The sequence below is a fragment of the Vibrio sp. MMH1-50 genome (genome assembly GCF_022347645.1).
GTDB classification, from domain to species: domain Bacteria; phylum Pseudomonadota; class Gammaproteobacteria; order Enterobacterales; family Vibrionaceae; genus Vibrio; species Vibrio harveyi.
In genome coordinates, this window is the sequence record NZ_JAKRGG010000035.1 from 23852 (window position 1) to 48803 (window position 24952).

Annotated in this window: 27 protein-coding genes; 20 read left to right on the top strand and 7 right to left on the bottom strand. The window is 45.0% G+C overall.

Annotation, left to right across the window (positions count from 1 at the left end; all coding sequences use genetic code 11):
- Positions 1 to 3 precede the first annotated feature (3 nt).
- Together MHO32_RS20210 and arsJ are read left to right on the top strand one after the other, a co-directional pair.
- Entirely contained in the window at positions 4 to 498 is a 495-nt protein-coding gene (locus tag MHO32_RS20210; RefSeq protein WP_029789246.1) for a cyclin-dependent kinase inhibitor 3 family protein, read from the top strand.
- Between the two features lie 258 nt (positions 499 to 756).
- Positions 757 to 1974 carry an organoarsenical effux MFS transporter ArsJ gene (arsJ, locus tag MHO32_RS20215; protein ID WP_017817450.1) on the top strand — a complete coding sequence of 406 codons (1218 nt, stop codon included), beginning with the start codon at positions 757 to 759 and terminating at the stop codon, positions 1972 to 1974.
- Between the two features lie 89 nt (positions 1975 to 2063).
- On the opposite strand, the gene MHO32_RS20220 is transcribed toward arsJ, so the two are convergent.
- Positions 2064 to 2444: a cystatin domain-containing protein gene (locus tag MHO32_RS20220; protein ID WP_005438511.1), complete on the bottom strand. Its 381-nt coding sequence runs from the start codon at positions 2442 to 2444 to the stop codon at positions 2064 to 2066.
- A 250-nt stretch (positions 2445 to 2694) separates the two neighbouring features.
- Here MHO32_RS20220 and MHO32_RS20225 point away from each other — a divergent pair, with 250 nt between their 5' ends.
- Entirely contained in the window at positions 2695 to 3708 is a 1014-nt protein-coding gene (locus MHO32_RS20225) for an acyltransferase (RefSeq protein WP_009695939.1), read from the top strand.
- A 1-nt stretch (position 3709) separates the two neighbouring features.
- On the opposite strand, the gene MHO32_RS20230 is transcribed toward MHO32_RS20225, so the two are convergent.
- A complete protein-coding gene (locus MHO32_RS20230) occupies positions 3710 to 4039 on the bottom strand; it encodes a DUF2500 domain-containing protein (protein WP_009695938.1) in 330 nt (109 codons plus the stop codon).
- A gap of 241 nt (positions 4040 to 4280) precedes the next feature.
- On the opposite strand from MHO32_RS20230, the gene MHO32_RS20235 reads away from it, so the two are divergent.
- The 4 genes from MHO32_RS20235 to MHO32_RS20250 all read left to right on the top strand — a co-directional run bounded on the left by MHO32_RS20235 (position 4281) and on the right by MHO32_RS20250 (position 7275).
- Positions 4281 to 4646, top strand: coding sequence for a hypothetical protein (locus tag MHO32_RS20235; protein ID WP_005430355.1), 366 nt, complete (start codon positions 4281 to 4283; stop codon positions 4644 to 4646).
- Between the two features lie 1020 nt (positions 4647 to 5666).
- Positions 5667 to 6287: a lysoplasmalogenase gene (locus MHO32_RS20240; protein ID WP_009695934.1), complete on the top strand. Its 621-nt coding sequence runs from the start codon at positions 5667 to 5669 to the stop codon at positions 6285 to 6287.
- Positions 6288 to 6356: 69 nt separating this feature from the next.
- Positions 6357 to 6578 carry a YecH family metal-binding protein gene (locus tag MHO32_RS20245; protein WP_005452009.1) on the top strand — a complete coding sequence of 74 codons (222 nt, stop codon included), beginning with the start codon at positions 6357 to 6359 and terminating at the stop codon, positions 6576 to 6578.
- Positions 6579 to 6690: 112 nt separating this feature from the next.
- The gene (locus MHO32_RS20250) at positions 6691 to 7275 is read left to right on the top strand and encodes a YhgN family NAAT transporter (protein ID WP_005452008.1); all 585 of its coding nucleotides are present in this window, start codon (positions 6691 to 6693) and stop codon (positions 7273 to 7275) included.
- Between the two features lie 65 nt (positions 7276 to 7340).
- Here the strand turns inward: MHO32_RS20250 and MHO32_RS20255 are convergent, their stop codons facing one another.
- Complete coding sequence (locus MHO32_RS20255) at positions 7341 to 7607, bottom strand: DUF1145 domain-containing protein (RefSeq protein ID WP_005438504.1); 267 nt, start codon at positions 7605 to 7607, stop codon at positions 7341 to 7343.
- A 25-nt stretch (positions 7608 to 7632) separates the two neighbouring features.
- Positions 7633 to 8232, bottom strand: coding sequence for a 16S rRNA (guanine(966)-N(2))-methyltransferase RsmD (gene rsmD, locus MHO32_RS20260; protein WP_005452007.1), 600 nt, complete (start codon positions 8230 to 8232; stop codon positions 7633 to 7635).
- Between the two features lie 223 nt (positions 8233 to 8455).
- On the opposite strand from rsmD, the gene ftsY reads away from it, so the two are divergent.
- From ftsY to glpG, 6 genes are all read left to right on the top strand, one after another.
- Positions 8456 to 9670: a signal recognition particle-docking protein FtsY gene (ftsY, locus tag MHO32_RS20265; protein ID WP_239213658.1), complete on the top strand. Its 1215-nt coding sequence runs from the start codon at positions 8456 to 8458 to the stop codon at positions 9668 to 9670.
- 22 nt (positions 9671 to 9692) lie between these two features.
- Positions 9693 to 10367, top strand: coding sequence for a cell division ATP-binding protein FtsE (gene ftsE / locus MHO32_RS20270; RefSeq protein ID WP_005452005.1), 675 nt, complete (start codon positions 9693 to 9695; stop codon positions 10365 to 10367).
- Complete coding sequence (gene ftsX, locus MHO32_RS20275) at positions 10357 to 11325, top strand: permease-like cell division protein FtsX (RefSeq protein ID WP_053049954.1); 969 nt, start codon at positions 10357 to 10359, stop codon at positions 11323 to 11325. Before ftsE ends, ftsX begins: the two co-directional genes overlap by 11 nt.
- A 175-nt stretch (positions 11326 to 11500) precedes the next feature.
- A complete protein-coding gene (gene rpoH, locus MHO32_RS20280; RefSeq protein WP_005452003.1) occupies positions 11501 to 12358 on the top strand; it encodes an RNA polymerase sigma factor RpoH in 858 nt (285 codons plus the stop codon).
- A gap of 412 nt (positions 12359 to 12770) precedes the next feature.
- Positions 12771 to 13091, top strand: coding sequence for a thiosulfate sulfurtransferase GlpE (glpE, locus tag MHO32_RS20285; RefSeq protein WP_239213660.1), 321 nt, complete (start codon positions 12771 to 12773; stop codon positions 13089 to 13091).
- A complete protein-coding gene (gene glpG / locus MHO32_RS20290) occupies positions 13091 to 13933 on the top strand; it encodes a rhomboid family intramembrane serine protease GlpG (RefSeq protein WP_069686702.1) in 843 nt (280 codons plus the stop codon). The genes glpE and glpG overlap by 1 nt, the downstream gene beginning before the upstream one ends.
- Positions 13934 to 14036: 103 nt before the next feature.
- Here the strand turns inward: glpG and MHO32_RS20295 are convergent, their stop codons facing one another.
- Complete coding sequence (locus tag MHO32_RS20295; protein ID WP_005451996.1) at positions 14037 to 14447, bottom strand: flagellar basal body-associated protein FliL; 411 nt, start codon at positions 14445 to 14447, stop codon at positions 14037 to 14039.
- 153 nt (positions 14448 to 14600) lie between these two features.
- Between MHO32_RS20295 and MHO32_RS20300 the strand changes: the two genes are divergently transcribed.
- A complete protein-coding gene (locus tag MHO32_RS20300) occupies positions 14601 to 15140 on the top strand; it encodes a chorismate lyase (protein WP_009695930.1) in 540 nt (179 codons plus the stop codon).
- Positions 15141 to 15995 carry a 4-hydroxybenzoate octaprenyltransferase gene (ubiA, locus tag MHO32_RS20305; RefSeq protein WP_239213662.1) on the top strand — a complete coding sequence of 285 codons (855 nt, stop codon included), beginning with the start codon at positions 15141 to 15143 and terminating at the stop codon, positions 15993 to 15995.
- Positions 15996 to 16079: 84 nt separating this feature from the next.
- Here ubiA and plsB read toward each other — a convergent pair whose 3' ends face one another.
- Entirely contained in the window at positions 16080 to 18506 is a 2427-nt protein-coding gene (plsB, locus tag MHO32_RS20310) for a glycerol-3-phosphate 1-O-acyltransferase PlsB (RefSeq protein WP_239213664.1), read from the bottom strand.
- Positions 18507 to 18874: 368 nt separating this feature from the next.
- Between plsB and lexA the strand changes: the two genes are divergently transcribed.
- The 3 genes from lexA (at position 18875) to dinF (ending at position 22175) form a co-directional block, all read left to right on the top strand.
- Positions 18875 to 19495 (top strand): transcriptional repressor LexA, encoded by a 621-nt coding sequence (gene lexA / locus MHO32_RS20315; protein WP_049538444.1) that lies wholly within the window; start codon positions 18875 to 18877, stop codon positions 19493 to 19495.
- A gap of 234 nt (positions 19496 to 19729) precedes the next feature.
- A complete protein-coding gene (locus MHO32_RS20320; RefSeq protein WP_199450285.1) occupies positions 19730 to 20524 on the top strand; it encodes a class I SAM-dependent methyltransferase in 795 nt (264 codons plus the stop codon).
- Between the two features lie 307 nt (positions 20525 to 20831).
- Positions 20832 to 22175: an MATE family efflux transporter DinF gene (gene dinF / locus MHO32_RS20325; RefSeq protein ID WP_021017946.1), complete on the top strand. Its 1344-nt coding sequence runs from the start codon at positions 20832 to 20834 to the stop codon at positions 22173 to 22175.
- Between the two features lie 68 nt (positions 22176 to 22243).
- Here dinF and sthA read toward each other — a convergent pair whose 3' ends face one another.
- Positions 22244 to 23674: a Si-specific NAD(P)(+) transhydrogenase gene (gene sthA / locus MHO32_RS20330; protein ID WP_012126563.1), complete on the bottom strand. Its 1431-nt coding sequence runs from the start codon at positions 23672 to 23674 to the stop codon at positions 22244 to 22246.
- Between the two features lie 261 nt (positions 23675 to 23935).
- On the opposite strand from sthA, the gene fabR reads away from it, so the two are divergent.
- Both fabR and MHO32_RS20340 read left to right on the top strand, forming a co-directional pair.
- Entirely contained in the window at positions 23936 to 24577 is a 642-nt protein-coding gene (fabR, locus tag MHO32_RS20335; protein ID WP_005430912.1) for an HTH-type transcriptional repressor FabR, read from the top strand.
- A complete protein-coding gene (locus MHO32_RS20340) occupies positions 24577 to 24942 on the top strand; it encodes a YijD family membrane protein (protein WP_005430908.1) in 366 nt (121 codons plus the stop codon). The genes fabR and MHO32_RS20340 overlap by 1 nt, the downstream gene beginning before the upstream one ends.
- Positions 24943 to 24952: the final 10 nt, after the last annotated feature.

A 24952-nucleotide genomic window follows, 5' to 3' on the forward strand; every position in this document is an offset into this window, starting at 1 on the left:
AAGATGTCTCATCCTACATGGCAATTAGATTTAGAAGCGGGCGCGTTGGTACTGACTCCATGTCCAGGCACCAAAGGTGTTGAACTGCAAGCTTCGCTAGAGCAGCTAAAAGCGCAAGGCGTAGAAGCAATTGTTACAGCCCTTGATGATGTTGAATTAGCGTCTAAAGACGTGTCTGCGTTGGGCGAATTAACCCAACAATTGGGCATGAAATGGTTCCAAATTGAGATTGAAGATGACTGTGCTCCGGGCGAAGAGTTCGCTGCTAAATGGTCACAAGCGAGTCCTGAACTGCACGCGATTCTAGCTCAAGATGGCAAGGTTGCAATGCACTGCATGGGTGGCTCTGGTCGCACAGGTTTGTTCGCTGCACACCTATTGCTAGAGAAAGATTGGGCGCTAGAAGACATCGTGCGTGAAGTGCAAGCGCTACGTCCTGGTGCTTTCACAAAGCCTGTACAAGTTGAGTACATCGAGCGTGTAGCTCAAAACGCTTGATCAGCTTATAGGGCTTTTGGTACATCATGATCCAAAAGCTCTTTTTATGCCGTAATGGCTTACCAATTTATGTGATTCTTGTTTATTGGTTTTATATTTAACTTATTGTTTGTTAATGAATAATATTTAGATATCTCATCAGTTCTTGTTTCACTATTTAGCGTCAGTATTGAGATGGCTCAATGCTGGTGTTCAGGTCATAGAGCATTTGGAACATCATGATCTAAATACTCTAAATGCTGTACATCTGAGGTCGTTATGATTTCAAAACTAAGCAAAAGTATCCGTCAGTATATGCTGGTGACGTTCAACTATTGGAACTTTACCGTGACGGATGGTGCACTACGTATGCTGGTGGTGCTTTACTTCCATGACTTAGGTTACTCAAGCTTAGCCATTGCTTCGCTGTTCCTTTTCTATGAATTTTTTGGCGTAGTGACCAACTTGGTTGGCGGCTGGCTAGGTGCTCGACTTGGTTTGAACAAAACCATGAACGTCGGCTTAGGGATGCAGATTTTTGCTTTGCTGATGTTGGCTGTGCCCAGTGCTTGGTTGACCATTCCTTGGGTAATGGCTGCGCAGGCAATTTCGGGTATTGCCAAAGACTTAAATAAGATGAGTGCCAAGAGCGCGATCAAAACTTTAGTGCCAGACGAGCAACAAGGTGCACTTTATAAGTGGGTTGCGATCTTAACGGGCTCGAAGAATGCACTGAAAGGTGCGGGTTTCTTTGTTGGTGGTTTATTGCTATCAGCGTTTGGTTTCCAAACTTCGATGATCATCATGGCAAGTGTGTTGGCGATTGTCTTCGTGTGCAGTTTAGTTTGGTTAGAAGCGGATATGGGTAAGGCGAAGAGCAAACCTAAATTTCGTCAGATTTTCTCTAAGTCAGAATCGGTGAACATCCTTTCTGCAGCGCGTATGTTCCTATTTGGTGCTCGTGATGTGTGGTTTGTTGTTGCACTGCCGATTTACCTTGGCAGCGTATTTGGTTGGGATCACCTGATGGTGGGCGGCTTCCTGGCAGCTTGGGTGATTGCTTACGGATTCGTTCAAGGCTTTGCACCTCGTATTACCGGTAAAGCGCAAGGTCGAGTGCCAGATGGCAGCGCGGCATTAATTTGGGCTGGTATCCTTGCTGTTATCACTGGTGCAATTGCTTACGGCGTGCAGATTGGCTGGCAACCAGAACTGGTCATTGTGGTGGGCTTGATGATTTTTGGTGCCGTATTTGCGGTGAACTCATCTTTGCACTCTTATCTAATCGTCAGCTACGCAAAAGGCGACGGTGTTTCATTGGATGTCGGTTTCTATTACATGGCGAATGCGATGGGACGTTTGATCGGTACGGTTCTTTCTGGTTGGATTTACCAAGAAGCAGGGCTTGCTGCATGTTTGTGGGTGTCCTTTGCCTTCTTAGCGCTGACAACGGTCATTTCTATCAAGCTACCAAAAACCAAAGTAGCTACGGCTTAAATCGATTTACGAGTTAGAAATAAAAATGGCTCCATATTGGGAGCCATTTTTGTATTTACGATTCAGTATCGCAAATCAGTAAATCTTGGTTATGGGCAAAGGCGACCTTGCTGTGCCGGTTGCGTCATTTCCATATCACCTTTTAACGAACGGTAAACGATGGTGTTCCAGACTTCACCATTGTCCATTTCGAATTCAATCGCGTAGTTAATGCCATTCACGACTTGAGTTCGTACGCTCAAGATTTCTTTTAGTTTAGCAGCGGTATTCATCTGCCCAAGAACAAAGTCGAGCGCTTGCTGAGCCTCAGGTGTTACTTCACCTTGTGACCAGCCGCCAGCAAGATTTTCCGTGCTGCAGATAGGGTTCGCTTCCGATTGCGATTGTGTTGGTGCCACGGTCTCTTCCTTTTGATTACATCCAGCTAAAGCCACTACACAAACCAGTGATGCTAATAATGTTTTCTTCATAAAGACCTCTCTTAATAATCTGTCCAGCATCCTAATGGAAAGAAACGGCTAAATCTGTTTCATATCCAAGAAAGCTTAGGGCTGGTGATCCTATTTGTACAATAGGATTTGTCGCTAACTATTGTGCAAATCAATGTTATTAGAGCTTCATAGCTGAGTTAAAAATAAGCAAAAACAGATTGTTAACTATTTAACTGAGCGAAAATTACCCTATGCTATAGACGTGAAGTTACACAAACTAGGAAAGGGTATGAGAGAAAGGGTTCTGTTTTTCGACTTATTACGTTGTGTCGCTGCAGTGGCAGTGATCGCTATTCACGTGTTAGCGCCATATCGTAATGAATTGGGCGTGATTCCATTCGATCAATGGGCGACGGCAGTCGGTGTGAACAGCGTGACGCGTTGGGCGGTGCCAGTGTTTATTTTGATAACTGGTGCATTGATGCTCAGCGATACGCGTCCTTTTGATGCCAAATACTACGTCAAACGACGTTTAGGCAAAGTGCTGGTGCCTTTTTTGGTTTGGTCGATGTTTTACGCGTATTTATCGGGTTGGACAGCGCAAGGTTTTGATTTTGCCACGGTAAAAGAAGTGGTGAGTAACAGTCCGTATCATGCAACTTATTATCACCTTGGTTTTTTCTACTACTTTATTCCACTCTATTTTGTGATTCCGTTGTTTCAATGGATGGTTCGCAATGTCGATGACAACGTTATTTACACCTATTTAGCGTTTTGGTTGTTCACGAGTACCTTATTCCTATTCAAAATTGATGGACCATGGAGTAATCAATATTGGCTTTACATGGGGTATTTACCGTTAGGCTATGTGTTGTTTAAGAAAATTCCATTAAACCGTTCCGTTGTGACGGCGTTTACTGCGTTTGGGTTGGTGGCATTAGCAGTGACGTTTACTATGGTTGTGACCAACAGTTTAGAAGCAGACAAATACACAGTAGGGCGCTGGTTCTCATACAAAACATTGAATGTGATTCTCGCAGCATCGATGATTTTTATGTTGTGTCGTTACTTTGGAGAGGGCTTGGCACCGAAAGCGCAAAAAGTGGTGAGTTTTATTAGCCAGCACAGTTTAGGTATTTATCTTCTTCACCCAATCTTCTTATGGCCGATGAAAGCATTCGGTTGGTATCAAGGTCACCCTGCATGGGTGATTCCTGTGTGGATTGTATTGAGTGGTGCTGGAGCCTTGGCGATGAGCTATCTGTTCTCCAAGTCCGCCAAGACTCGCTGGTTGCTACCGTAGATTAGCGCTTTAAGGCGAAATGTAAGAACTTATCGCCACGGTAAGTCAGTGTGCCTTTATCACCCGGATTGAGTGCGTGGTAATAGTGCACACCGATTTGAAATTCGCGTTTTGGTCCAATCGAACCGCGTTGTACATAAATCCAATATTCTTGATCGTCTTGACCTGGCTCTGCATCCGGTACTTCTATTGCTTGTTTGTCTAAGATGGTCACTTGAGCACTTTGCTCAGGTGCATCTTCGCCAAAGTAATGTTTGCTGTAGAAGCGGAAAAACGCCCATGCGCCGAGCGCAATCAGAGCGAACAAAGCCAAAATAAGTGAGATTGGCATGATAACCTCCAATGTTTCATTGGCACCTATTTTACAGAACTCCCTGATTAAACTATGAGTTGAGATAAATTAATCGTGATCTAGTAAAAGCGTCGTAGATTTTATTCGGCGCACTTCACATTTTATATGCGTTCAAGAGCACAATTTAAAAGGAAATTTGCACCTTTTGGCTCGAAAAAGTTCTAAATTTATAGAAGAATGAAATGACTGACGAAGGAAGGGTCAAGTAAGGAGGGTTACGATGTCAGATATTGAGAAAGTAGTCATGCGTACCCGAACGATCGAGAAACTTCTGCGTACGCAATACCACGCGGAAGGGAAAGGGTTACATCAGCTTATCACTAGTTGTGAAGAGCGCTTGCCGCATGACGTTGTTGCTAAGTTGCGGTTTATTGCGACCGTAAGAAACAAGGTTGTTCACGAAGAGGATTACAAGCTGGACGATCGAAAAGGTTTCTTAGCTGCGTGCGATGCATGCGAAAAGGAGCTGACACCACGAAGTTCACGCTTTATTTGGCGAGCGGCGATTTTGTTAATGGCCTTGATTACGCTCGCTGCACTTGGTTTCTACTACATGCATTGGGACATTCTGGTTAAGCATTTGTAGACGATAAAATTTGAATAATAAAAAAGGGACGCGAAAGCGTCCCTTTTTTATTTTAAACAGTAACTTAGTACATCATTGGCAGTGTCATTAAACCAACAACCACTGCAATCATTACCAGCCCTTGTTTTTGAGAAGAAGAAATCATAACACTACCCCTAAAATCATTGATGAACTCGATGTAAATAATATAGCACTGTTTTTGAGCTTTGATCAACTTCAAAGCGGAAAAGTTTTCAAAACTCGCACTTAACTTAACTGTTTTTACCCTAAATTGACTAATAAAACTGTGTTTTTTGTGCTGTTCTTTAAGTGTTCGACTTGTTGTTTTTCTCTTCTTTTTGTTTTTAAGTATATGATTTTAATGTGTTAAATATGAGTAATCTTATGGTGAAATAGTGTTTCTTGTCTGGGTGGTGATGTTGGTTGGCTATTTTTGCTGAATTTCTCAAAAGTTGAGAAAATTAGGTTTTGTGCTAATGAAGTGAACACTTATGGACGTCTATTTCGTCTTATTTTTCCTATCTAATGAGAAAACTACAGTATCAAAAGGCTTTAGCTATAATCTACAATAGCTAAGGTTAGGTTTTTATCGCTTTTGTTGGCTATTCTTTTTTATATCATGTAGTTAGGTGTGGTTGTTTGAACTTTTAACCTGAGGTTTTACTACTCTGGTAGTTACGAGTCTTGTTATGGAACGGTGTTTTTAGCTTTCTGAGTGGTCAGAGGTGGTGGATTTGGTTTTTGTGTCGGTTATTTATCCATAACGGTTGCATGGCGAACAAATTGGCGGTTTGTTTTTCAATTTATTGAAAGTCAGCGAATTTATTTCGCTGCCGTTGATTGCTTTCACTAAATCATTCACCTCAATGATTGCGAGAAAAACGATAACCATTAATTGAGTAAGTTGCGGCTACAAAATGTTGCGATTCGCTATCGAGATCCAACTTTCACTGATTGCATCTTTACATCAAGATTGGTCTACCTAGACTAGCGGCGAGATTACGTGAAAGGTGTATCGGCATGTGGAGTTGGTTAGCGATAGGGCTATCGGGGATGTATTCCGTGTTGGGGGCGAAACAAGCCAATCCAACGCAGTCTCTCACATTTAAAATCTTTACTCTGCTATTGCTGCTGATTTTGGCACTGACCGAAGGTTCTTCAGCACCACACACATATTGGATCGTTGGTGGTTTAGTGGTTTCGATGTTTGCTGACACTCTTCATTCATTTAAATCTCGCAAACCTCTTTATTTCGCGGGTTATCTCCTAGCACAAATCTGCTATAGCAAATCATTTTGGGTTCAGCTCAATGGTGACATCGTTTGGTGGTTGTTAGCTCTGCTTCTCGCAGCAAGTATCGTCGCATTTTTCCTACTATTGCCACAATTGGATTCCATGGTCTTTCCGGTCGTGATTATGGGCATTATGCTAGTTCAATTGGCTTGGGCTGCGGGAGAGGTGTGGTTACAAGTGCCGAGCTTTGCTAGTGCGCTCGGGTTTAGCGGCACCTTAGTGATGATTTATTCCGCCTTAGCTTATGCAATACATGGTTATCGTAAGCCGATGAAACGCGCCTATGTCTGGGTGAGTGGCAGCTACTTTTTTGCTCATGCGTTAATTGTTGCCTCTATCATTTACTAACTCAGGTCAAAGTACCTCGTCTTTTTTTCAGTAAACTGGACGAATTCAACTTGATGACCGGAGTCAATAATGACTGAAATTCATGCTCACAATCTACTGAACCTACTTCGTGAAACCCCAATGAACCGTGATGAGCTTGCGGGTCACTTTGGTTCTGAGGCACGCTTTCATACCTGTAAGCTGAATGATCTAGACTTAGATGCATTGCTAGAGTTTTTGCTAAAGCGAGAAAAAGTACGCGAGCTAGAAGGTAAGTTTGTCGTAAACATGGCGCGCGTTTGCAATCACTAAGCGGCGGTTAAGCGTTGTTCTGTGAAGGCGATAAATGCATTTCGCCTTCAAACATATATTCATGTAGTCACTTTGTTATACTGGCCGCCAATTTTCCTGTCGAGGTCAGAACATGGACATTCTTTCTGCAGCGACCATGCTGTTTCTTATTATGGACCCGCTCGGCAATTTGCCGATTGTGCTATCCATTCTCAAACATCTCGATGCAAAGCGTCGTCGCAAAGTACTGATCCGTGAGTTAGTGTTTGCCTTGATGATTTTGATGCTGTTCTTATTTGCAGGGCAGAGCATCATGAGCTTCCTTCATGTTCAGCCTGAAACCTTGAGTATTTCTGGTGGTATCATTCTGTTTATCATCGCCATTAAGATGATTTTCCCAAGCGCTGGCAGCATTACTGGATTGGCTGCCGGCGAAGAGCCGTTTATTGTACCAATGGCTATCCCGATGATTGCGGGACCTTCGGTGATTGCAGCGCTGCTTTTACTTTCTTCTCAGCATCCCGATAAGATTATGGAGCTGTCTGCCGCCGTGTTAATTGCTTGGGGCGCGACTTTCTTTATTTTGATGTTCTACAGCTTCTTCCACCGTATCCTAGGAGAGCGTGGCTTAAAAGCCGTTGAGCGATTGATGGGGCTACTGCTAGTGATGATATCTACCCAAATGTTCCTTGATGGGGTGAAGAGCTACATGGGCTGAGCCATTACCGAGATGATAAATACAAAAAAGCCGCTCTTATGAGCGGCTTTCGTTTATCTGTCTTATTACATCATGTGCTTACGACGAATATCGAGCAGAGCAAAAATACCAAAAATCAAAATGGAGTACTTTTCCCATGCGCTCATCTTAATCTTGTCGCCAAATGCACCAATGAAGATCGCCATTTGCAAACCGTGCATGATGAACAAGAAAGCGGTCATGATGTACAACGCAATCGCTGCTTTACCAGGGAATGGCATAAAGAAGTTGAGGATCAACACGAACCAGACAAAGGCGATGGCCGCTTTAGCCAGTATCAATAATGCTTTCATTTAACTATCCTTTTAAATCGAGGCTTTAAGCTGGTGAGCGTTCGTATAAACGGTAGCTCACTTGACCTGCGGTTTTCTCGCGATGTAGGTGCCAGCTCTCTGGTAGCCCAGCAATGTTCAGCTCTTTTTCAGTTTCAATATAAATCATCGCATCTTCAGCAAGCCAGCCGTTTTGCTCTAGCAAGGTCACGGTTTCATCCAATAATCCTTTGCGGAATGGCGGATCGATGAATACTACGTGGTGAGGTGTCCCCGGTTGCTGCAAAAAGCTAATTGCATCAGTGTTCACTACTTGAATGTTGTTGGCATTCAAGGAAGTTACGTTCTTTTGCAGTTGCTGAAATGCTTGTGGATTTAGCTCAATCATAGTTACTTGGTCAGCTTGGCGTGAAGCTGATTCAAAGCCTAAACCGCCTGAGCCCGCAAACAAGTCGAGACACTTCGCCTGCGGTACATCTTGAGCTAACCAGTTAAACAGGGTTTCTTTTACGCGATCCGTGGTTGGGCGTAAGCCCTCTGCATCATGAACAGGGAGCTTTCTACCTCTCCATAACCCACTAATAATGCGTACAAAGCCCGTTGTTGGCGTTTTTTGTGATGAGTTTTGCTGGCGACGTCTTACCATAGATTTTTTGACCGCTAATAAAGTGATACTATACCCAATCGCCCAAGCTTTGAGCTTGGATACAGCCCAGAATATTCAAGATGACAGAGTGTAACACTAATAAGATTAGATTTACCTAATTGGAAAGTTTTCACAACTTTGTCATTCGCCTTTTCTGTAAAGTTAATATTCTTGTCAGAAAAGAGTCATTAATAGATAAGAAGACAATCTAGGATAGCCCCAGATGACGGAAAAAAAGAAGCGCGGATTACTTTCGTGGCTAGGTTTTGGTGATGAAGAGCAAAGCCAAAAACCGACAACTGAAGAATCAGTAAAAGAAGAAGCAGCGGAAGCTCCTGCCGCCGAGCAACAACCAACAGAAGACGTTGCCGAGCAAGCAGAAGAAAAAACAGCGGTTGAAGCGGAGCCGGAGAAAGCCGAGGCTGCCCCAGCAGAAGCAGAAGCAGAAGCAGAAGCAGAAGCAGAAGAGCCACAAGTACCAGTTGCACCTCGCGTTCAAGAACAAGAAAAACCAACCGAGAGCTTCTTTGCTCGCCTGAAGCGTAGCCTAAGCCGCACAAAAGCAAACATCGGTGCGGGTTTCTTTGGTTTGTTCAGCGGTAAGAAGATCGATGATGACCTTTTCGAAGAGCTAGAAGAACAACTGTTGATTGCTGATGTAGGCATGGAAACCACCACAAAAATCATCAACAATCTGACTGAAAAAGCCTCTCGCGGTGATCTTAAAGATGGTGAAGCACTTTACGGTCTGCTGAAAGAAGAGATGGCAGAAATCCTTGTGAAAGTAGAACAGCCTCTCGAAATCGACAGCAGCAAAACCCCTTACGTTATCTTAATGGTTGGCGTGAACGGTGTCGGTAAAACCACCACAATCGGTAAGCTGGCGAAGCAATTCCAAAGCCAAGGTAAGAAAGTCATGCTTGCGGCGGGTGATACCTTCCGTGCGGCAGCGGTTGAGCAGCTACAAGTATGGGGTGAGCGTAATAACGTTCCTGTGATTGCTCAGCACACTGGCGCGGACAGTGCCTCGGTTATCTATGATGCGATTGAAGCGGCAAAAGCGCGTGGCGTCGATGTCGTGATTGCCGATACTGCAGGTCGTCTACAAAACAAAGCGAACCTAATGGAAGAGCTGCGTAAGATTGTACGTGTAATGAAGAAGATTGATGACTCAGCGCCACACGAGATCATGCTGACGCTAGATGCAGGTACAGGTCAAAATGCAATTAGCCAAGCGAAACTTTTCAGTGATGTTGCCCCTCTAACCGGGATTACATTGACTAAGCTGGATGGTACAGCGAAAGGTGGCGTGATCTTCGCTATCGCTGATCAGTTCGAAATCCCAATTCGCTACATTGGTGTAGGCGAAGGCATCGAAGACTTGCGTCCATTTGAAACTCAAGAGTTCATTGACGCTCTGTTTAGTCGTGAAGAGTAACAAGAGTTAGAGGAAATCAACGGTGATCAAATTTCAGCAAGTGAGCAAAGCTTACCGAGGTGGTCGACAAGCCTTACAGAAAGTCGATTTTCACCTTCGACGCGGAGAAATGGCGTTTTTAGGTGGGCATTCCGGGGCAGGTAAAAGTACCTTGTTGAAACTGATATGTGCGATAGAGCGACCAACCGATGGCAAAATCCATTTCAATGGTCACGATATCACTCGTATCCCAAACAAAGACATTCCCTTCTTGCGTCGCAATATCGGGATTGTTTTCCAAGATCACCGTCTATTGATGGATCGCAGTGTGTTCGACAACGTTGCACTGCCGATGCGCATCGAATCGATTTCTGAAAACGAAATCAAACGCCGTGTTTCTGCGGCGTTGGATAAAACGGGCTTGTTGGATAAAGCCCGTTGTTTGCCAAGTCAACTTTCGGGTGGTGAACAACAACGTGTTGGTATTGCACGCGCTGTCGTAAACCGACCAACTCTACTGGTGGCCGATGAGCCAACTGGTAACCTTGATCCAGAGCTGTCTAACCGTGTGTTACGATTGTTTGAAGAATTTAACCGTGCTGGCGTAACGATTCTCCTTGCGACGCACGATATCGGGTTAGTAAACACTCGCCCACAATATCGCCATTTTGAATTGAACCAAGGCTTCCTAAGTGAGGTAGAAGACTATGGTAGGTAACAAGCGCACCCAGAAAAAAGGGAAAGGTCGCAGTGCCAAGCGTGCAAATACCGATGGTTTTTTCTCTGTCCATGCAAAACAAGCAAAATCTTCTTTTGGCGCGTTATGGCGTCGTCCTTTAGGTAACATTCTTACCTTAGCTGTTATTTCAGTGGCATTAGCGATGCCTGCTTGCTTGTACTTGCTGGGTAAAAACGTGGCGAGCGCAGCACAAGATGTCGCTTCACCATCGCAAGTTAGTGCTTACTTAGTAGAAGGCATGCCTGATGCGCGTGTGATGGTGTTAAAAGACCAAATCGAAACGTGGTCTTTGGTAAAAGAGGTGGAATATATTTCGCCGCAACAAGGTCTATCTGATTTAAGCCAATACGCTGGCTTTGACCAAGCGTTGAGTCTGTTGAGTGGTTACGCACTACCAGGCGTGTTGGTGATCACACCAGATTCAGAAGTAAAGAGTGATATTCAGTCGATAGCCAAGCAAGTCCGTGAGCAACAAGACGTTACTGACGTTAGGCTCGATGAAGATTGGCTGGCGCGTCTTGATGCCATAAAAACCCTTGCTGGCATTATTGTCATCACCCTGACAATACTGATGTTAGGTGCTGTATTTTTAATCGTCGGCAATACATTGCGCTTTAATGTGCTGGCGAACAAAGAAGAGATTCAAACCATGAAGCTGATTGGTGCGACCGACGGTTTCATTCTACGTCCTTACTTGTACACGGGTATGTGGTTCGGTGTGCTGGGGGCGAGCATTGCTTGGTTAGTCACCGCATTGATTACTGTGGTGATGAACAATGCCGTTGAGCAATTGGCTTCACTATACGACAGTCAGTTCCGCTTGATTGGTCTGAGTTGGGATGAATCTCTGCTATTAATTATCACTGGTAGTTTACTGGGTTGTATCGCCGCACGAGTATCCGCGCAGCGTCATCTAAAAGAAATTGAACCAGTTTAGGTGATAAAGGTCTTATACTTGGAATTTATTAGCACAAGCTAATTTTTACCTCTTGTTTAGACAATTTGTTTATGGATAATTACTCGCCCTTCTTGAAACTTGTTCATTTTAAGTTCAAGATGGCCAAGCTAAATTGCAATGTAATGCTCCAGATCAGAGATTGATGAGGAATTGAATGACAAAAGAAGCGTATCCGATGGCTCTAGTCACGCAAGATAGCCTTGATAGCTATATCCGTTCTGTAAACAGCTACCCAATGCTAACTGCAGACGAAGAGCGTGAGCTTGCAGAACGATTACACTACAAGGGTGAAATTGACGCGGCGAAAGGTCTTATCTTGTCACACCTACGATTCGTTGTTCACGTTGCTCGTGGCTACTCAGGCTACGGTTTGCCAATGGCAGATCTAGTACAAGAGGGCAACATCGGTCTTATGAAAGCGGTTAAGCGTTTTAACCCTGAAGTGGGTGTACGTTTGGTTTCTTTCGCTGTTCACTGGATCAAAGCTGAAATCCATGAATACGTATTGCGTAACTGGCGTATTGTTAAGATCGCGACAACCAAAGCGCAACGTAAGCTGTTCTTCAATCTACGTAAGTCGAAAAAGCGTCTAGGTTGGTTCAACAACGGTGAAGTTGAAACCGTAGCTCGTGAGCTAGGTGTCGAGCCTTCAGAAGTACGTGAAATGGAATCGCGTCTAGCGGCAGTGGACTCAACGTTCGATATGCCAATGGATGACGACGACAATGTAAACTCGTACACAGCGCCAATGTTGTACCTAGAGGACAAATCGTCTGATGTAGCAGATAATATTGAAGCTGCTAACTGGGAAACGCATACTAATAATCGCTTAGGCCACGCTCTTGCGAGTTTGGATGAGCGTAGTCAACGTATTGTCCGTTCTCGTTGGTTGGATGATGAGAAAGCAACACTTCAAGATCTAGCGGATGAGTTTGGTGTATCTGCCGAGCGTATTCGTCAGTTAGAAAAGAACGCGATGAAGAAACTGAAACTTGCTGTTGGTGAGTTCTAACTTTCGCTTCTAATCTAAAGTAAGATTTTCATAGAAAGCCGAGATCATGTGATCTCGGCTTTTTTATTTTCGATCGAAAATCGATAGTGTTTGCGATCTAATTTATCTGTGCTACCTGTGTATAACTCTGTGAAGTAATTATTCATCAACTGTTCGAAAGCCGGACTAAATAAGGCTTAGGTGTGGTTTTTCACTTGGGGATAGTTGTAAATATACACACAGTTAGATCAAGATCATTACTACATCTTGTGGATCAAATGATCCAAATATACTTTATCAACGCAATCCACAGATTTATCCACAAACGGTGCGAATGTGTACAGCTTTCAATGACCTGACTATCTCTGTGTCTAAGTTTGGCTTTGGATAGGTTACAATGGCGTCAATAACGAAAATGACATAGAGAAAGTAAATGGACCAGTTTCAACATATCGATGTTCAAGGCGCTCAGACATTGCTCGAACAAGGTGAAGCAAAACTTGTAGATATTCGTGACCCTCAATCTTTTGCTGTCGCGCATGCAGAATCCGCTTTTCATCTGACTAATGATTCGATCGTTCCTTTCATGAACGATGTGGAATTCGAACAACCAATCCTAGTGATGTGTTACCACGGCATCAGTAGCCAAGGTGCGGCACAATATTTGGTTAACCAAGGCTTCGAACAGGTGTACAGTGTGGATGGCGGCTTTGAAGCCTGGCAACGAGCAGAACTACCGATAGTGAGAAGTTAATGAAGAGATTGGTAACGTTAAATAATCCACGTATGGCGCAAGCCTTCATTGATTACATGGCATCACGCAAGATTGATATTCAGATGATGCCGGAAGGTGAAGGACAGTTTGCACTTTGGCTGACGGATACGCAGCATGAAATTGAAGTCGAAGCCGAGCTAAAACAATTCTTAGCCAATCCATCAGCGTCGAAATATAGCGCCGCTTCGTGGGACGTTGCCGATACTCGTAAGAGCAAATTTCATTATTCCAGCCCGAGCATTATGGGTATGGTGAAAGCTAAGGCGGGCCCAGTGACCTTGCTGATCATGGTTGTCTGTGCCGTTATCTACTTTTTGCAGATGTTCGGCTTTGGTGATGGTGTGTTTGCTTTATTGCATTTTCCTGCGTTCGAAGGGCAGCAATGGCAGCTCTGGCGCTGGGTTAGCCATGCGTTATTGCACTTTTCTGTTACCCATATTGTGTTCAACCTCTTGTGGTGGTGGCAATTGGGAGGCGATATCGAGCGCCGTTTAAGCTCTGGAAAGTTACTGCAAATCTTCCTTATTTCTGCTGCGCTCTCCGGCGCGGGTCAGTTTTATGTTGAAGGAGCAAACTTCGGCGGTTTATCTGGTGTGGTTTATGCGCTACTTGGTTACTTGTGGATCCTTGGTTACCGTTGTCCACATCTTGGCTTAACACTTCCTAAACCTATTATTGGCTTTATGCTGGTGTGGTTGGTTCTTGGCTATGTTCAACCATTTATGGCGATTGCCAACACGGCCCACTTAGTTGGCTTACTTTCTGGTATGGCGATAGCGTTGTTTGATTCTGGTAAACAGAAATACCAACAAACCTCCTAAGTTAATGATTTACAGACACCAACAAAAAGACCACCAATCGGTGGTCTTTTGTTTATCTGTCTTTCGTTTAATAGGAGCAGCTCGTCAGCTTTAACTGTTCATATTATTGGTAAAGGTATTTGGTAAACAGCAAATCAGCGATGATGGTTTTACCCGTCTCTGGCAGTAGGGTTTCATTGAGTTCTTTCACCAACGTTTTGCGCAGATCCTCACGACCAGATAAAGACTTAATCGTATCTTCTGTTTGTTTACCCAATAGTTCAATCACCGCATCTCGGATCAATGGTTGGTGGTGTTCGACAACGGCGAGGTCTTGCTGACTCATCACCATGATATCGATACGCACCTGTACATAACCCAGTTTATTACCCTTGGTATAGAAGTTCGTAGTTAAATCGGGTTCGAGCGTAAAGTAGGCTAACTTAGGTGCTGCCTCTTCAGATTCAGCCCAACTCGGTGCTGAAATAAGCAGACTTAGCGCGAAAATAATTTGGGCTATATAACGTTTGTACATATTTCTAACTTTTCTTTCTCTGGATCGCGATATTCGAATCGCTTCAGTCTTGATACAATAGACCGTCTATAACAAATAACGGAACTTACAGTTTCAATAAGACGGTAAGTTGTTGCTTTATTGTACGCATAAAGCCTCCAATTGAATACTAGTATGAATCAGCCGACATCACTCTATCTTACTTCTTTATTGGAAGTAGAGTGGCAAAACCCCGAAGATTTTGAATTCCCTAACGAATTCGCCAAGCATTGGCTTGAAGAAAAGGGCTCTTTGTCACGTCGTTTAGGTCAGCACTGCCAACGCTTAACAGTGGAATTGCTGCACAATCAGATCGTCACTGCCAAGACGTTAAAACAGGATGAGAGCCAGCTATTGTCTGAGCAAGATTGCCTACTGAGAGAGGTGATTTTATGTGGCGACAATACAGATTGGGTCATTGGACGCACGCTCATTCCTCGTTCAACCTTGGTCGATCAACAGTATGACTTAGCTCAGCAAGGAGATATTCCGCTGGGCTTAACTGTGTTCAGCGCCGATAACGTTGAGCGCGATGCTCTGCAAATGGGATGGGTTAATTTGCCACAGGGGCGCCTTTTAGCGCGACGCTCAAGACTGTGGATGAATCACAAACCCATGCTGGTTGCTGAGCTATTCTTACCCAATTCACCAGTTTACGCTAAGGAGAAGGTGTAAATGTCCGCAGAAAAAGCCAAAGCATATTGGCAACTGATGCGAATGGATCGCCCAATTGGCTCACTCTTGTTATTGTGGCCGACGGTTTGGGCACTTGTAATTGCCGCCCAAGGCATGCCAAGTTGGAATGTACTCATCGTGTTTGTGTTAGGTGTATTCCTAATGCGAAGCGCCGGTTGTGTGATTAACGATTTTGCTGACCGTAAAGTTGATGGTCATGTGAAACGTACCAAGCAGCGTCCTTTACCCTCAGGTAAAGTGACCTCGAAAGAAGCGATTGGTCTGTTTTTAGTTCTAGGTATCAGCTCTTTCTTATTGGTGCTGACCATGAACCCGCTGACGATCAAGCTATCCTTTGCTGGTATCTTTTTAGCGTTCATTTATCCATTTATGAAGCGTTACACCTATTTGCCTCAGCTGTTTTTAGGTTTGGCTTTTAGTTGGGCGATTCCGATGGCATGGGCAGCACAAACAGGCGAATTGCCTTGGATTGTGTGGTTTGTGTTTGTGATTAATGCTTTGTGGACCATTGCTTACGATACTCAATATGCGATGGTCGACCGTGATGATGATTTAAAGATTGGTATCAAATCAACGGCTATCTTGTTCGGGCGTCACGATAAGCTGGTGATTGGTGTTCTGCAGTTGATTACCTTGGCGATGTTAGTGTTGCTTGGTCAACATTACGAACTTGGGCAAAGCTACTATTGGACGATTTTGGTTGCGGCTTCTTTGTTTGTATACCAGCAACACTTGATTCGCCACCGAGAGCGCGACTTGTGCTTCAGAGCCTTTCTTAACAACAACTATGTGGGAATGGTGATTGCGGTCGGTCTGTTTATCGCTTTCTGGTAACTCAGTACAAACGTTCAGATAGAAAAAGGCATCCAATTGGATGCCTTTTATGTTTTGTCTAGATGAATATCGAGCTTAAGCCAATTATGCTTGCAGCTGGTGGATACTCTCTTCGATGGTCAATTTCACTTCTGGGTAGAGCAAAGCAAAGAGTAGTTTGGCAAATTGCTTTGTCTTCTCAAGATCGCAGTTGCCGTCGCTATCTAGGTATTGTTGCTCTTTCAACGTATTGAACATTGCAGCAAACACACCTTTGTCGAAAAACTCTGGCGCGTTAATACCGTGTAGACGACCCAAACGCTGCGCAATGTCTTGGCTCTGCTGTTCAAGGTCTGATTTACCCAGTTCTTGGTCAGCTACCAGTAAGTTCATCGCAATAGAGTAGCGTTGCAGTGTTTCAGTGATAGTACGACCCAACAAAACCAAGGATTGGTTGTTTGACTGGTTAATTTCCAGTTTGTCACCATCTTGGCAAACCATCTTCTGCTCAATGAACTCGTTCAAGATCTTCACGACCAGCTCGTTCAACTCTTCTTCCTTGTAGCTTAGGAACAGCTCTTTTTTCAGGAATGGGTAGATTTGAGCGACGTTTTCTTGAATCTTCTCTACGGTCACGTTGCGCTGACGAATAATCATCTGAGCAATCAATGATGGTAGGGCGAACAGGTGAATGATGTTGTTGCGGTAGTAAGTCATCAGAATAGACTGGCTACGATCCAGCGAAATGATGTCACCCATGGTGTCGGTTTCAATCACAAACTTATCAAGTGAGATAGCGTGATCTACCAACTCTTCAGCCGTTTCTGTTGGAACTGTTGAAGTGTTTGAGTATGGGTTGTTCTTAAGTAGCTTCAGGTAGCATTCAATCTGGTTGATTAGAGAGTCACGAGACAATGCACGCTGACGAGACGCCAATAGCGCGGTCGCACATAGAGTCAGCGCGTTAGTCGCTGCTGCATCGTTAATGTGCGTCATCATCTTGTTTGCCAGACCGTTCACCACTGGGTTCATCCATTGTGGCTTGCTGCCGCCCATGCGATCGATGTCTTTCGTCCACTCAGGAGCGTGTTCATTCAGGTATTGGTTTAGCTGAATTGGCTCACCGAAGTTAACGTAACCAAGACCAAAATTGCGCAGCTTACGCAGAGTACGCAGCACAAGACCCGCGTTTTCTTTCTCTTTGCGTGAACCTCGAAGCTCTTTGGCGTAAGTACCTACTTCCATTACGTGCTCGTAACCGATGTAAACAGGCACCAATGTTACTGGACGGTTTAGACCGCGTAGCATGGCTTGAATCGTCATTGCCAACATACCGGTTTTTGCTTGAAGTAGACGACCAGTACGTGAACGACCACCTTCACTGAAGTACTCAACCGAGTAACCTTTAGCAAACAGCTCTGATAGGTACTCACGGAAAATCGTGGAGTACAGCTTATTGCCTTTAAAGCTACGACGAATAAAGAACGCACCACCACGACGGAAGATTGGACCCGCAGGGAAGAAATTCAGGTTGATACCCGCAGCGATATGCGGTGGCACCATACCTTCATGGTATAGAACGTAAGAAAGCAGTAGGTAGTCCATGTGACTGCGGTGACATGGTACGTACACGATCTCATGACCATCTTGCGCTAGGCGACGAACGGTCGAAGCGTTGTTTATGTGTAGACCTTGGTACAGCTTCGTCCACAACCAGCCAAGAATACGATCGCCGTTTTTAACCAAACCATAAGAGAAGTCCGCTGCAATCTCATCCATGATGTCATGGGCTTCTTTGCGTGCTTTCTCGATAGAAATGTTTTTGCTTTGCGCTTCGTCTTCAATCGCTTTTTCGATTGCTGGCGATTTCATTAAGCGTGCAAACAACACTTGGCGTTGAGGCAGGTTTGGACCCGATGCCGCGAGCTTCTGACGAGAGAAGTGGATACGTGCAACGCGCGCTAGCTTGTGTGCAATAGCGCTGTCGGTACCGTGAGAGTCTGCCATGTAACGCAGTGAAACCACTGGGCTAAAGCGCACCAAACAGTCACGACCTGCTGCCATTACCGCTTTTGCTTTTTGCGGACCGTTCATTGGTTGCAGGTACGGCTTATGGTTTTCTTCTTTACCTGGCTTACGACCCCAAAGTACGGTCGCTGGAATCATTTGCACGTCTAGTTCGCTATCGAGCTTGTGCAATTCAAGTAAATCAGTAAACAGAGAAACAGACTCACTCGGTACGTCGTTATCATTGCTCATCACGGTTGGACGAGAGGCAATAAACACGTAACGAGTCAGTTTTTTGCCATTGATTTCTAGCGGGCTAAGCGGGTCTGGGAGACCAAGGCTCAAAGCTTGTTTTTGTAGTGTCAGCAAATCCACGTTCGAACGGAACGGTAAGGCGTACACAATCGGTTTCGCTAGGTCGATGTTGAGATCGTCAATCGGATTCGATGGGATTGTGGTGCCCTTTACCATTACCGATAAAGGTAGTTTTAGTAATGAACGTGAAAATGATTGTCCAGAAGACATAAAGTTCACAGCCTCAATAGGTATTCAAACAAACCTAACCTTATTTCTGCGTCCGCTTTCCCTTCTTCTATAGGAAAGGAAATAGATACGGCTATAGAAATAAGCCTAGGCGATAAATTTTAAGCGCAGCAAGGATACCAGAAACTGGTCAAACCTTTTAATTTTATTGAGCGGAAATTAGTCGAACCCCTAGGTTGTTGCTTTCATTAGACGAATTGGCTATTGCGCGTTTAAAACGTATGTTCACTTGAGGTTTGTGGGTGGGATCTGAAACTGGCGCAAATAAATTAAAAAACAACCAATTGGGTTTTCATTTGTTCATTTACTGGATATACTCACAGTTAACTGTATAAAAAGACAGGTGACATATGAAGCCGTTAACGCCACGCCAACAACAAGTCTTCGATTTGATTAAAAGCAAAATCGAAGACACCGGAATGCCACCAACTCGTGCAGAGATTGCGCGTGAGCTTGGCTTCCGCTCTGCGAATGCCGCAGAAGAACACCTAAAAGCGCTTGCTCGTAAACAAGCGATTGAAATTATTCCAGGCGCATCTCGCGGGATCCGAATCCTACTCGAAGATGCGGCAAACGACGATCAAGGTCTGCCTTTGATTGGTCAGGTTGCTGCTGGTGAGCCGATTCTGGCTCAAGAGCATGTGGAGTCTCACTACCAAGTGGATCCTACGATGTTCAAACCAAAAGCAGATTTCTTACTTCGCGTAAACGGCGAAAGTATGAAAGACATCGGTATTATGGACGGCGACTTGCTGGCTGTGCACAAAACTCAAGATGTGCGCGACGGTCAAGTTGTGGTTGCACGTGTTGATGATGATGTGACGGTGAAGCGTTTAGAGCGTAAAGGTTCTACAGTTCTACTGCATGCAGAGAATGAAGAGTTTTCACCAATCCAAGTTGACCTAACATCGCAACACCTGACGATTGAAGGTCTGGCGGTTGGCATCATCCGTAACACTGACTGGATGTAGGTTTCTTACCTCAAGCATTCTAATAAAGCCCAGCATTCTGCTGGGCTTTGTGTTTTCTGCACTTTCTATACCCACTTTTATTTTCTTCAAAGCATATTTCTTTTCTTCCGAGCATAGTTACGCTCGCACTGATTCAGAGCGTTTGGCTGTTGCGTTAAAACTTGCAAGTGATATTGAGATTTATTATCATCTAATTCCATTTAACCATTTTCTTTTCGGCGCAAGGAAATGCCCATGTCCAAGCCTCAACATCACGTACCCAATCATCTGTTGAAACCGTTGTTTTTGCGTAGCCGCGAAAGCTTGGTCGATAACGGTTTGGTGTACGATCCGATCGCTGCAAAAGCGTGCTTGAGCTGCAAGATGGCACCAGATTGCATCAGTGGCGACGTCGATCAGAAGCAGCTGCTGCACGTGACTTTAACTCAGCTGTGCGATCAGCAGGTTAGTCACTTTCTTCAACAACACTCAGACGCTTGGATCATTAACGTTGGTGCGGGCTTAGATACGCGTTTCTACCGTTTGGACAATGGTCGTTGTCACTGGATTGAACTGGATGTCACCGAGAATCTGGTTTGGCGTCAGCGATTGTTTCATAAAAACGAACGCTACGAGCATCGTTGTGGCAGCGTAGAAGACATGAATTGGTTAGATGAACTGCGCATTCCTGAAAAAGCACCAGTATTGATTCTGTGTGAGATGGCTTTACTCGATTGTAATGAATCGCGCGTTGCGACTTTCATCCAAACTCTGGGTCGTCATTTTGTATCGGCAGAAGTGTGCATGGTACTAGCAGGTGACTTAACCGAAAGTAAATGGGGTCAGAAGCTCGGCTCAGATACGTATGCACATGGTTTTGAAGCACCAGCACAACAAGTACTGCATTGGCTGCCATGGGCGCAATGGGTCAAAGCCTTTTCGCCATTCGACCGATTTTGCTCACGCTGGAAAGCATGGCAGCGCTGGCTGAATAAGATCCCAATGTTGAAGCATCGTCTCACGCCAGTTCTCGTTCACATCAAGTGGTAATTGGATAGGCACGAGGGTCTGTTTACCTTTTGCGGTTAAATTTTGTTCGAGATAAAAGCGTTTTAATCGCGACGATAGGTTAGCCGCCTAGTCACTCTAAGCAATGACCTATCAACAAAGAGTAAAGCGCTTTTAGCCGAACCCTTGGGCAGCTTTGTGGCTCTCTTGTACTGAGTTACTGTATTTCAAACTTTTCTCTTTTTTGATTGAATAGTAAGAACCCACAAACAGCTGCAAAAATAAGCTCTAAAGGTCAACAGACCCTTAGTACTCAGGTACACTCGCTGATCTAAACAACGAGGTGCCTGTGACAAACTCTATCTTCTCTCCTTTATCGAATCCTCAAGTGCATCGCCAAGTGTTAGCGCTCGCTATCCCTATGGTGCTGTCGAATATTACTGTTCCACTATTGGGCTTGGTTGACGCTGCGGTGATCGGTCACCTTGAACACGCTTGGTATCTAGGTGGTGTTGCGCTTGGTAGTACCATGATCAGTGTGACGTTTTGGTTGCTTGGCTTTTTACGTATGTCGACCACTGGATTAGCGGCGCAGTCCTATGGTGGTGAAGACCGAAAACAACTTGCTTTGGTGTTTATGCAAGGCTCACTGATGGCACTGCTGTTTGCGTTAGTCTTCCTTATTGCCCATAACCCGATCGCGGATCTGATATTTGGTTGGAGTGATGCCAGTGCTGAAGTGAAGCACTACGGCATGCAATATTTCTCTATCCGAGTGTGGAGTGCCCCCGCTGCGCTGATGAACTTTGTGTTGTTGGGCTGGCTACTCGGAACGCAAAACTCCAAAGCCCCAATGTGGATGGTGATTATCACCAACGTGACCAATATTGCGCTCGATTTACTGTTTGTGATTGGTTTGGGTTGGAAAGTTGAAGGGGCAGCGCTAGCCTCAGTGATTGCTGATTACTCTGGCATGGCGTTTGGCTTGATGTGTGTATGGAGGACGTGGTGTGCCCGTCTGTTGCCATCACCTAAGAGCCTGCTAACCGATACTCAACATGGGCTAGGGCGGTTCGTAAAACTCAATCGCGATATCTTCTTACGCTCGCTATGTTTACAAGCTACGTTTAGCTTTATGACTTTCCAAGGTGCAAGCTTTGGTGATGATGTGGTTGCGGCCAATGCGGTATTGATGAGTTTCTTGATGATGATTTCCTATGGCATGGACGGTTTTGCTTACGCCATGGAAGCCATGGTTGGCAAAGCGATTGGCGCCAAAGACCGAGCGCAGCTCAATGCTTCGCTGATTGGTACTTTCTTTTGGAGCCTTATCATCTGTTTAGGTTTGACTGCGGTATTTGGTTTGGCGGGATCGCACTTGATCGCCATGATCACTTCGATTGAAGCGGTGCAGCAGCAAGCGGCGGTATATCTGCCGTGGCTGGTGGTCATGCCATTGGCGTCGATGTGGTGCTTCCTGTTTGATGGCATTTTTGTTGGTGCCACCAAAGGTAAAGACATGCGAAACAGTATGTTCGTGGCGACTTGCTGCTTCTTTGCAATCTTCTTTTTGTTCTCTGGCTGGCAAAACCATGCACTATGGTTTGCGATGACCAGTTTCATGGCAATGCGAGGGATTGGACTCGGCGCTATCTTCTTTTATCAATGGCGTAAGGGAAGCTTTCTTGCCTAGTCACTCAAATAGAAACAGCAGGTCGAAACCTGCTGTTTTAGCTTTTGGATCATGGCAACCCAATTGAATTAGAATAATCGGTTCAAACCGTTTAGCGCCGCTACGCGATACGCTTCTGCCATCGTCGGGTAGTTAAAGGTGGTATTGACGAAGTATTCAATCGTATTGGCTTCGCCTTTTTGTTCCATGATGGCCTGACCGATGTGGATGATTTCCGCAGCGCGCTCACCAAAGCAGTGAATACCAAGAATCTCTTTGGTTTCGCGATGGAAGAGGATTTTTAAACTGCCGATGTCTTTACCTGCAATCTGTGCACGAGCTAGATGCTTGAACGAAGAACGTCCCACTTCGTAAGGCACTTTCGCCGCAGTCAGTTCTTGCTCGGTTTTACCCACTGAGCTGATTTCTGGAATGGTGTAGATACCCGTTGGGATGTCATCAATCAGATTACCGTCAGCTTGCCCTTTAGTGATGGCTTGTGCCACGAAACGACCTTGGTCATACGCTGCACTCGCTAGGCTAGGGTAGCCAATTACATCACCGACTGCGTAGATGTGTTCTACCTCTGTACGGTAGTTACCATCTACTTTGAGCTGTCCGCGCGAATCACCCTCAAGTCCAACCGCAGGTAAGTTGAGTTTGTCTGTGTTACCCGTTCGACCATTAGCATACAGTAGGCAATCGGCTTTCATCTTCTTGCCAGATTGAAGATGCACGATAACACCATCTTCAGTGCCTTCGATTTTCTCGAATGTTTCATCGTTACGAATCACCACGCCACTGTTCCAGAAGTGGTAAGACAATGCGTCTGATACTTCGTTATCTAAGAAAGAGAGCAGGCGGTCGCGAGTGTTAATCAGGTCAGTTTTCACGCCTAAACCGCGGAAGATTGAGGCGTATTCACAACCAATCACGCCTGCACCGTAAATAATGATGTGGCGAGGGTCGTGCTTCAGGCTCAGGATGGAATCACTGTCGTAGATGCGTTCATGTAAGAAGTCAACGTCATTTGGTTGGTATGGACGAGAGCCTGTAGCGATAACAAATTTATCTGCTGAGTATACTTCTTCCGTACCATCACTTTGCATGACGGCGATGGAGTAGTTATCGATAAAGCGGGCTGTACCAAACAACAGTGTGCATGAGTTGCGATCATAAAAGCCCTGACGAAGTCGAGTCTGTTTATCTATTACCGATTTTGCATGACCTAAAATGTCAGAAAATGTTGCATGAAGGCTGGTGTTATTGCGGCAGAATAACGGGTTGCTATTGAATTCAATGATACGGCTAACTGCGTGACGCAATGCTTTGGATGGTATGGTTCCCCAGTGCGTACAACCGCCACCAACACTGCTTTCCTTTTCTACGATGGCAACATTCAGTCCGGCTTTGGTCAATCCCATCGCCGCCCCTTCACCGCCCGGGCCACTACCAATTACGATCACGTCATAGTGATTAGCATGCGCCATGATGTCTTCCTTGTTATATTTGCTTAACATTGCTGTAGCGGGATTTTAACTCATTTACTCTATTGGGAACACGTAATGCCTGCTAGAGAGTGGAAGTGATCACGCAGAATCGCCCAAAAGAACTAATTGGTATGCTGTATGTCTACTATTTGAAGTGAGGCGATTGCAATTAGATGCATGGCGATAGTAACGTGCTCGCCGCTTATCGGCAGATAACGTCGCTTTATACGTGGGGGCGATATGCGTTATATTGAAGCTCTCGTACCCAATAGAAAAAGAGCAAGTTAAAGAATGAAATCGATGGGAATCCGCGCGCAGCAAAAAGAAAAAACACGTCGATCGTTGATCGATGCAGCATTTAATCAACTCAGTGCGGATCGCAGCTTTTCCAATCTCAGCTTGCGTGAGGTTGCCCGAGAGGCAGGAATTGCACCGACTTCTTTTTACCGTCACTTCAAAGACATGGACGAGCTGGGCTTAACCATGGTTGATGAAGGTGGTTTGTTGTTGCGACAGCTGATGCGTCAGGCGCGTCAGCGTATTGTCAAAGAAGGCAGTGTGATTCGAACTTCAGTTGAAACCTTCATGGAATTCATTGAAAGTAGTCCTAACGTTTTCCGCTTATTGTTGCGTGAGCGCTCCGGCACTTCCTCTGAATTTCGTACTGCCGTCGCTCGAGAAATTCAGCATTTTGCGGCAGAATTAACTGAGTACTTAATGAGCACCGGCATGACCAAAGAAGAGGCGTTCACTCAAGCAGAGGCGTCGGTTACTTTGGTGTTTAGCTCTGGTGCGGAAGCTTTAGATTTAGATCGACGCGAGCGCGATGAACTCGCCGAGCGATTGATCATGCAATTGCGAATGATAGCCAAAGGGGCCTATTGGTATCGCAAAGAACGTGAACGTAACCGATTAAAAGGCGGGATAGAATAATGTCGAATGGAAATAAATCTGAAAAGAAAACGCTGATTTTGGCACTGGTTGCAGGTATGTGTGGTGATGCTTTGTTGTCATGGTTGACCATGAGTGAAGTATCTTTTTCAATCTTCCCTCTGATTGCACTCGTGCTAGCTGTACAGGCGCTGTACCAAGAATACCTAAACAACCCAGTATCAGAAGATATCCCACTTGTTGGTCTGGCGTGTTTCTTCGTAGGTGCATTTGGTCACTCTGCGTTTATCAAAGCGCAATACCCAGAAGCAGGCTCTAACTTCTTCGCAATTCTGGTTTCAATGATTCTCCTAGCGTGGATCGGCAAGAAACTGGGTTTTATGGAAAAGAAGACCACTGCTGAATAAGCAAAGCGAA

What these genes read in the sequence shown, in the direction of transcription:
- arsJ (WP_017817450.1), top strand. Translation starts at nt 757, where the DNA reads ATGATTTCAAAACTAAGCAAAAGTATCCGTCAGTATATGCTGGTGACG.
- MHO32_RS20240 (WP_009695934.1), top strand. Translation starts at nt 5,667, where the DNA reads ATGTGGAGTTGGTTAGCGATAGGGCTATCGGGGATGTATTCCGTGTTG.
- rpoH (WP_005452003.1), top strand. Translation starts at nt 11,501, where the DNA reads ATGACAAAAGAAGCGTATCCGATGGCTCTAGTCACGCAAGATAGCCTT.
- fabR (WP_005430912.1), top strand. Translation starts at nt 23,936, where the DNA reads ATGAAATCGATGGGAATCCGCGCGCAGCAAAAAGAAAAAACACGTCGA.
- MHO32_RS20210 (WP_029789246.1), top strand. Translation starts at nt 4, where the DNA reads ATGTCTCATCCTACATGGCAATTAGATTTAGAAGCGGGCGCGTTGGTA.
- MHO32_RS20235 (WP_005430355.1), top strand. Translation starts at nt 4,281, where the DNA reads ATGTCAGATATTGAGAAAGTAGTCATGCGTACCCGAACGATCGAGAAA.
- MHO32_RS20320 (WP_199450285.1), top strand. Translation starts at nt 19,730, where the DNA reads ATGTCCAAGCCTCAACATCACGTACCCAATCATCTGTTGAAACCGTTG.
- plsB (WP_239213664.1), bottom strand. Translation starts at nt 18,506, where the DNA reads ATGTCTTCTGGACAATCATTTTCACGTTCATTACTAAAACTACCTTTA.
- ftsY (WP_239213658.1), top strand. Translation starts at nt 8,456, where the DNA reads ATGACGGAAAAAAAGAAGCGCGGATTACTTTCGTGGCTAGGTTTTGGT.
- MHO32_RS20300 (WP_009695930.1), top strand. Translation starts at nt 14,601, where the DNA reads ATGAATCAGCCGACATCACTCTATCTTACTTCTTTATTGGAAGTAGAG.
- sthA (WP_012126563.1), bottom strand. Translation starts at nt 23,674, where the DNA reads ATGTTAAGCAAATATAACAAGGAAGACATCATGGCGCATGCTAATCAC.
- ftsX (WP_053049954.1), top strand. Translation starts at nt 10,357, where the DNA reads ATGGTAGGTAACAAGCGCACCCAGAAAAAAGGGAAAGGTCGCAGTGCC.
- MHO32_RS20340 (WP_005430908.1), top strand. Translation starts at nt 24,577, where the DNA reads ATGTCGAATGGAAATAAATCTGAAAAGAAAACGCTGATTTTGGCACTG.
- lexA (WP_049538444.1), top strand. Translation starts at nt 18,875, where the DNA reads ATGAAGCCGTTAACGCCACGCCAACAACAAGTCTTCGATTTGATTAAA.
- MHO32_RS20250 (WP_005452008.1), top strand. Translation starts at nt 6,691, where the DNA reads ATGGACATTCTTTCTGCAGCGACCATGCTGTTTCTTATTATGGACCCG.
- MHO32_RS20225 (WP_009695939.1), top strand. Translation starts at nt 2,695, where the DNA reads ATGAGAGAAAGGGTTCTGTTTTTCGACTTATTACGTTGTGTCGCTGCA.
- MHO32_RS20295 (WP_005451996.1), bottom strand. Translation starts at nt 14,447, where the DNA reads ATGTACAAACGTTATATAGCCCAAATTATTTTCGCGCTAAGTCTGCTT.
- glpE (WP_239213660.1), top strand. Translation starts at nt 12,771, where the DNA reads ATGGACCAGTTTCAACATATCGATGTTCAAGGCGCTCAGACATTGCTC.
- MHO32_RS20230 (WP_009695938.1), bottom strand. Translation starts at nt 4,039, where the DNA reads ATGCCAATCTCACTTATTTTGGCTTTGTTCGCTCTGATTGCGCTCGGC.
- rsmD (WP_005452007.1), bottom strand. Translation starts at nt 8,232, where the DNA reads ATGGTAAGACGTCGCCAGCAAAACTCATCACAAAAAACGCCAACAACG.
- glpG (WP_069686702.1), top strand. Translation starts at nt 13,091, where the DNA reads ATGAAGAGATTGGTAACGTTAAATAATCCACGTATGGCGCAAGCCTTC.
- ubiA (WP_239213662.1), top strand. Translation starts at nt 15,141, where the DNA reads ATGTCCGCAGAAAAAGCCAAAGCATATTGGCAACTGATGCGAATGGAT.
- MHO32_RS20220 (WP_005438511.1), bottom strand. Translation starts at nt 2,444, where the DNA reads ATGAAGAAAACATTATTAGCATCACTGGTTTGTGTAGTGGCTTTAGCT.
- MHO32_RS20255 (WP_005438504.1), bottom strand. Translation starts at nt 7,607, where the DNA reads ATGAAAGCATTATTGATACTGGCTAAAGCGGCCATCGCCTTTGTCTGG.
- MHO32_RS20245 (WP_005452009.1), top strand. Translation starts at nt 6,357, where the DNA reads ATGACTGAAATTCATGCTCACAATCTACTGAACCTACTTCGTGAAACC.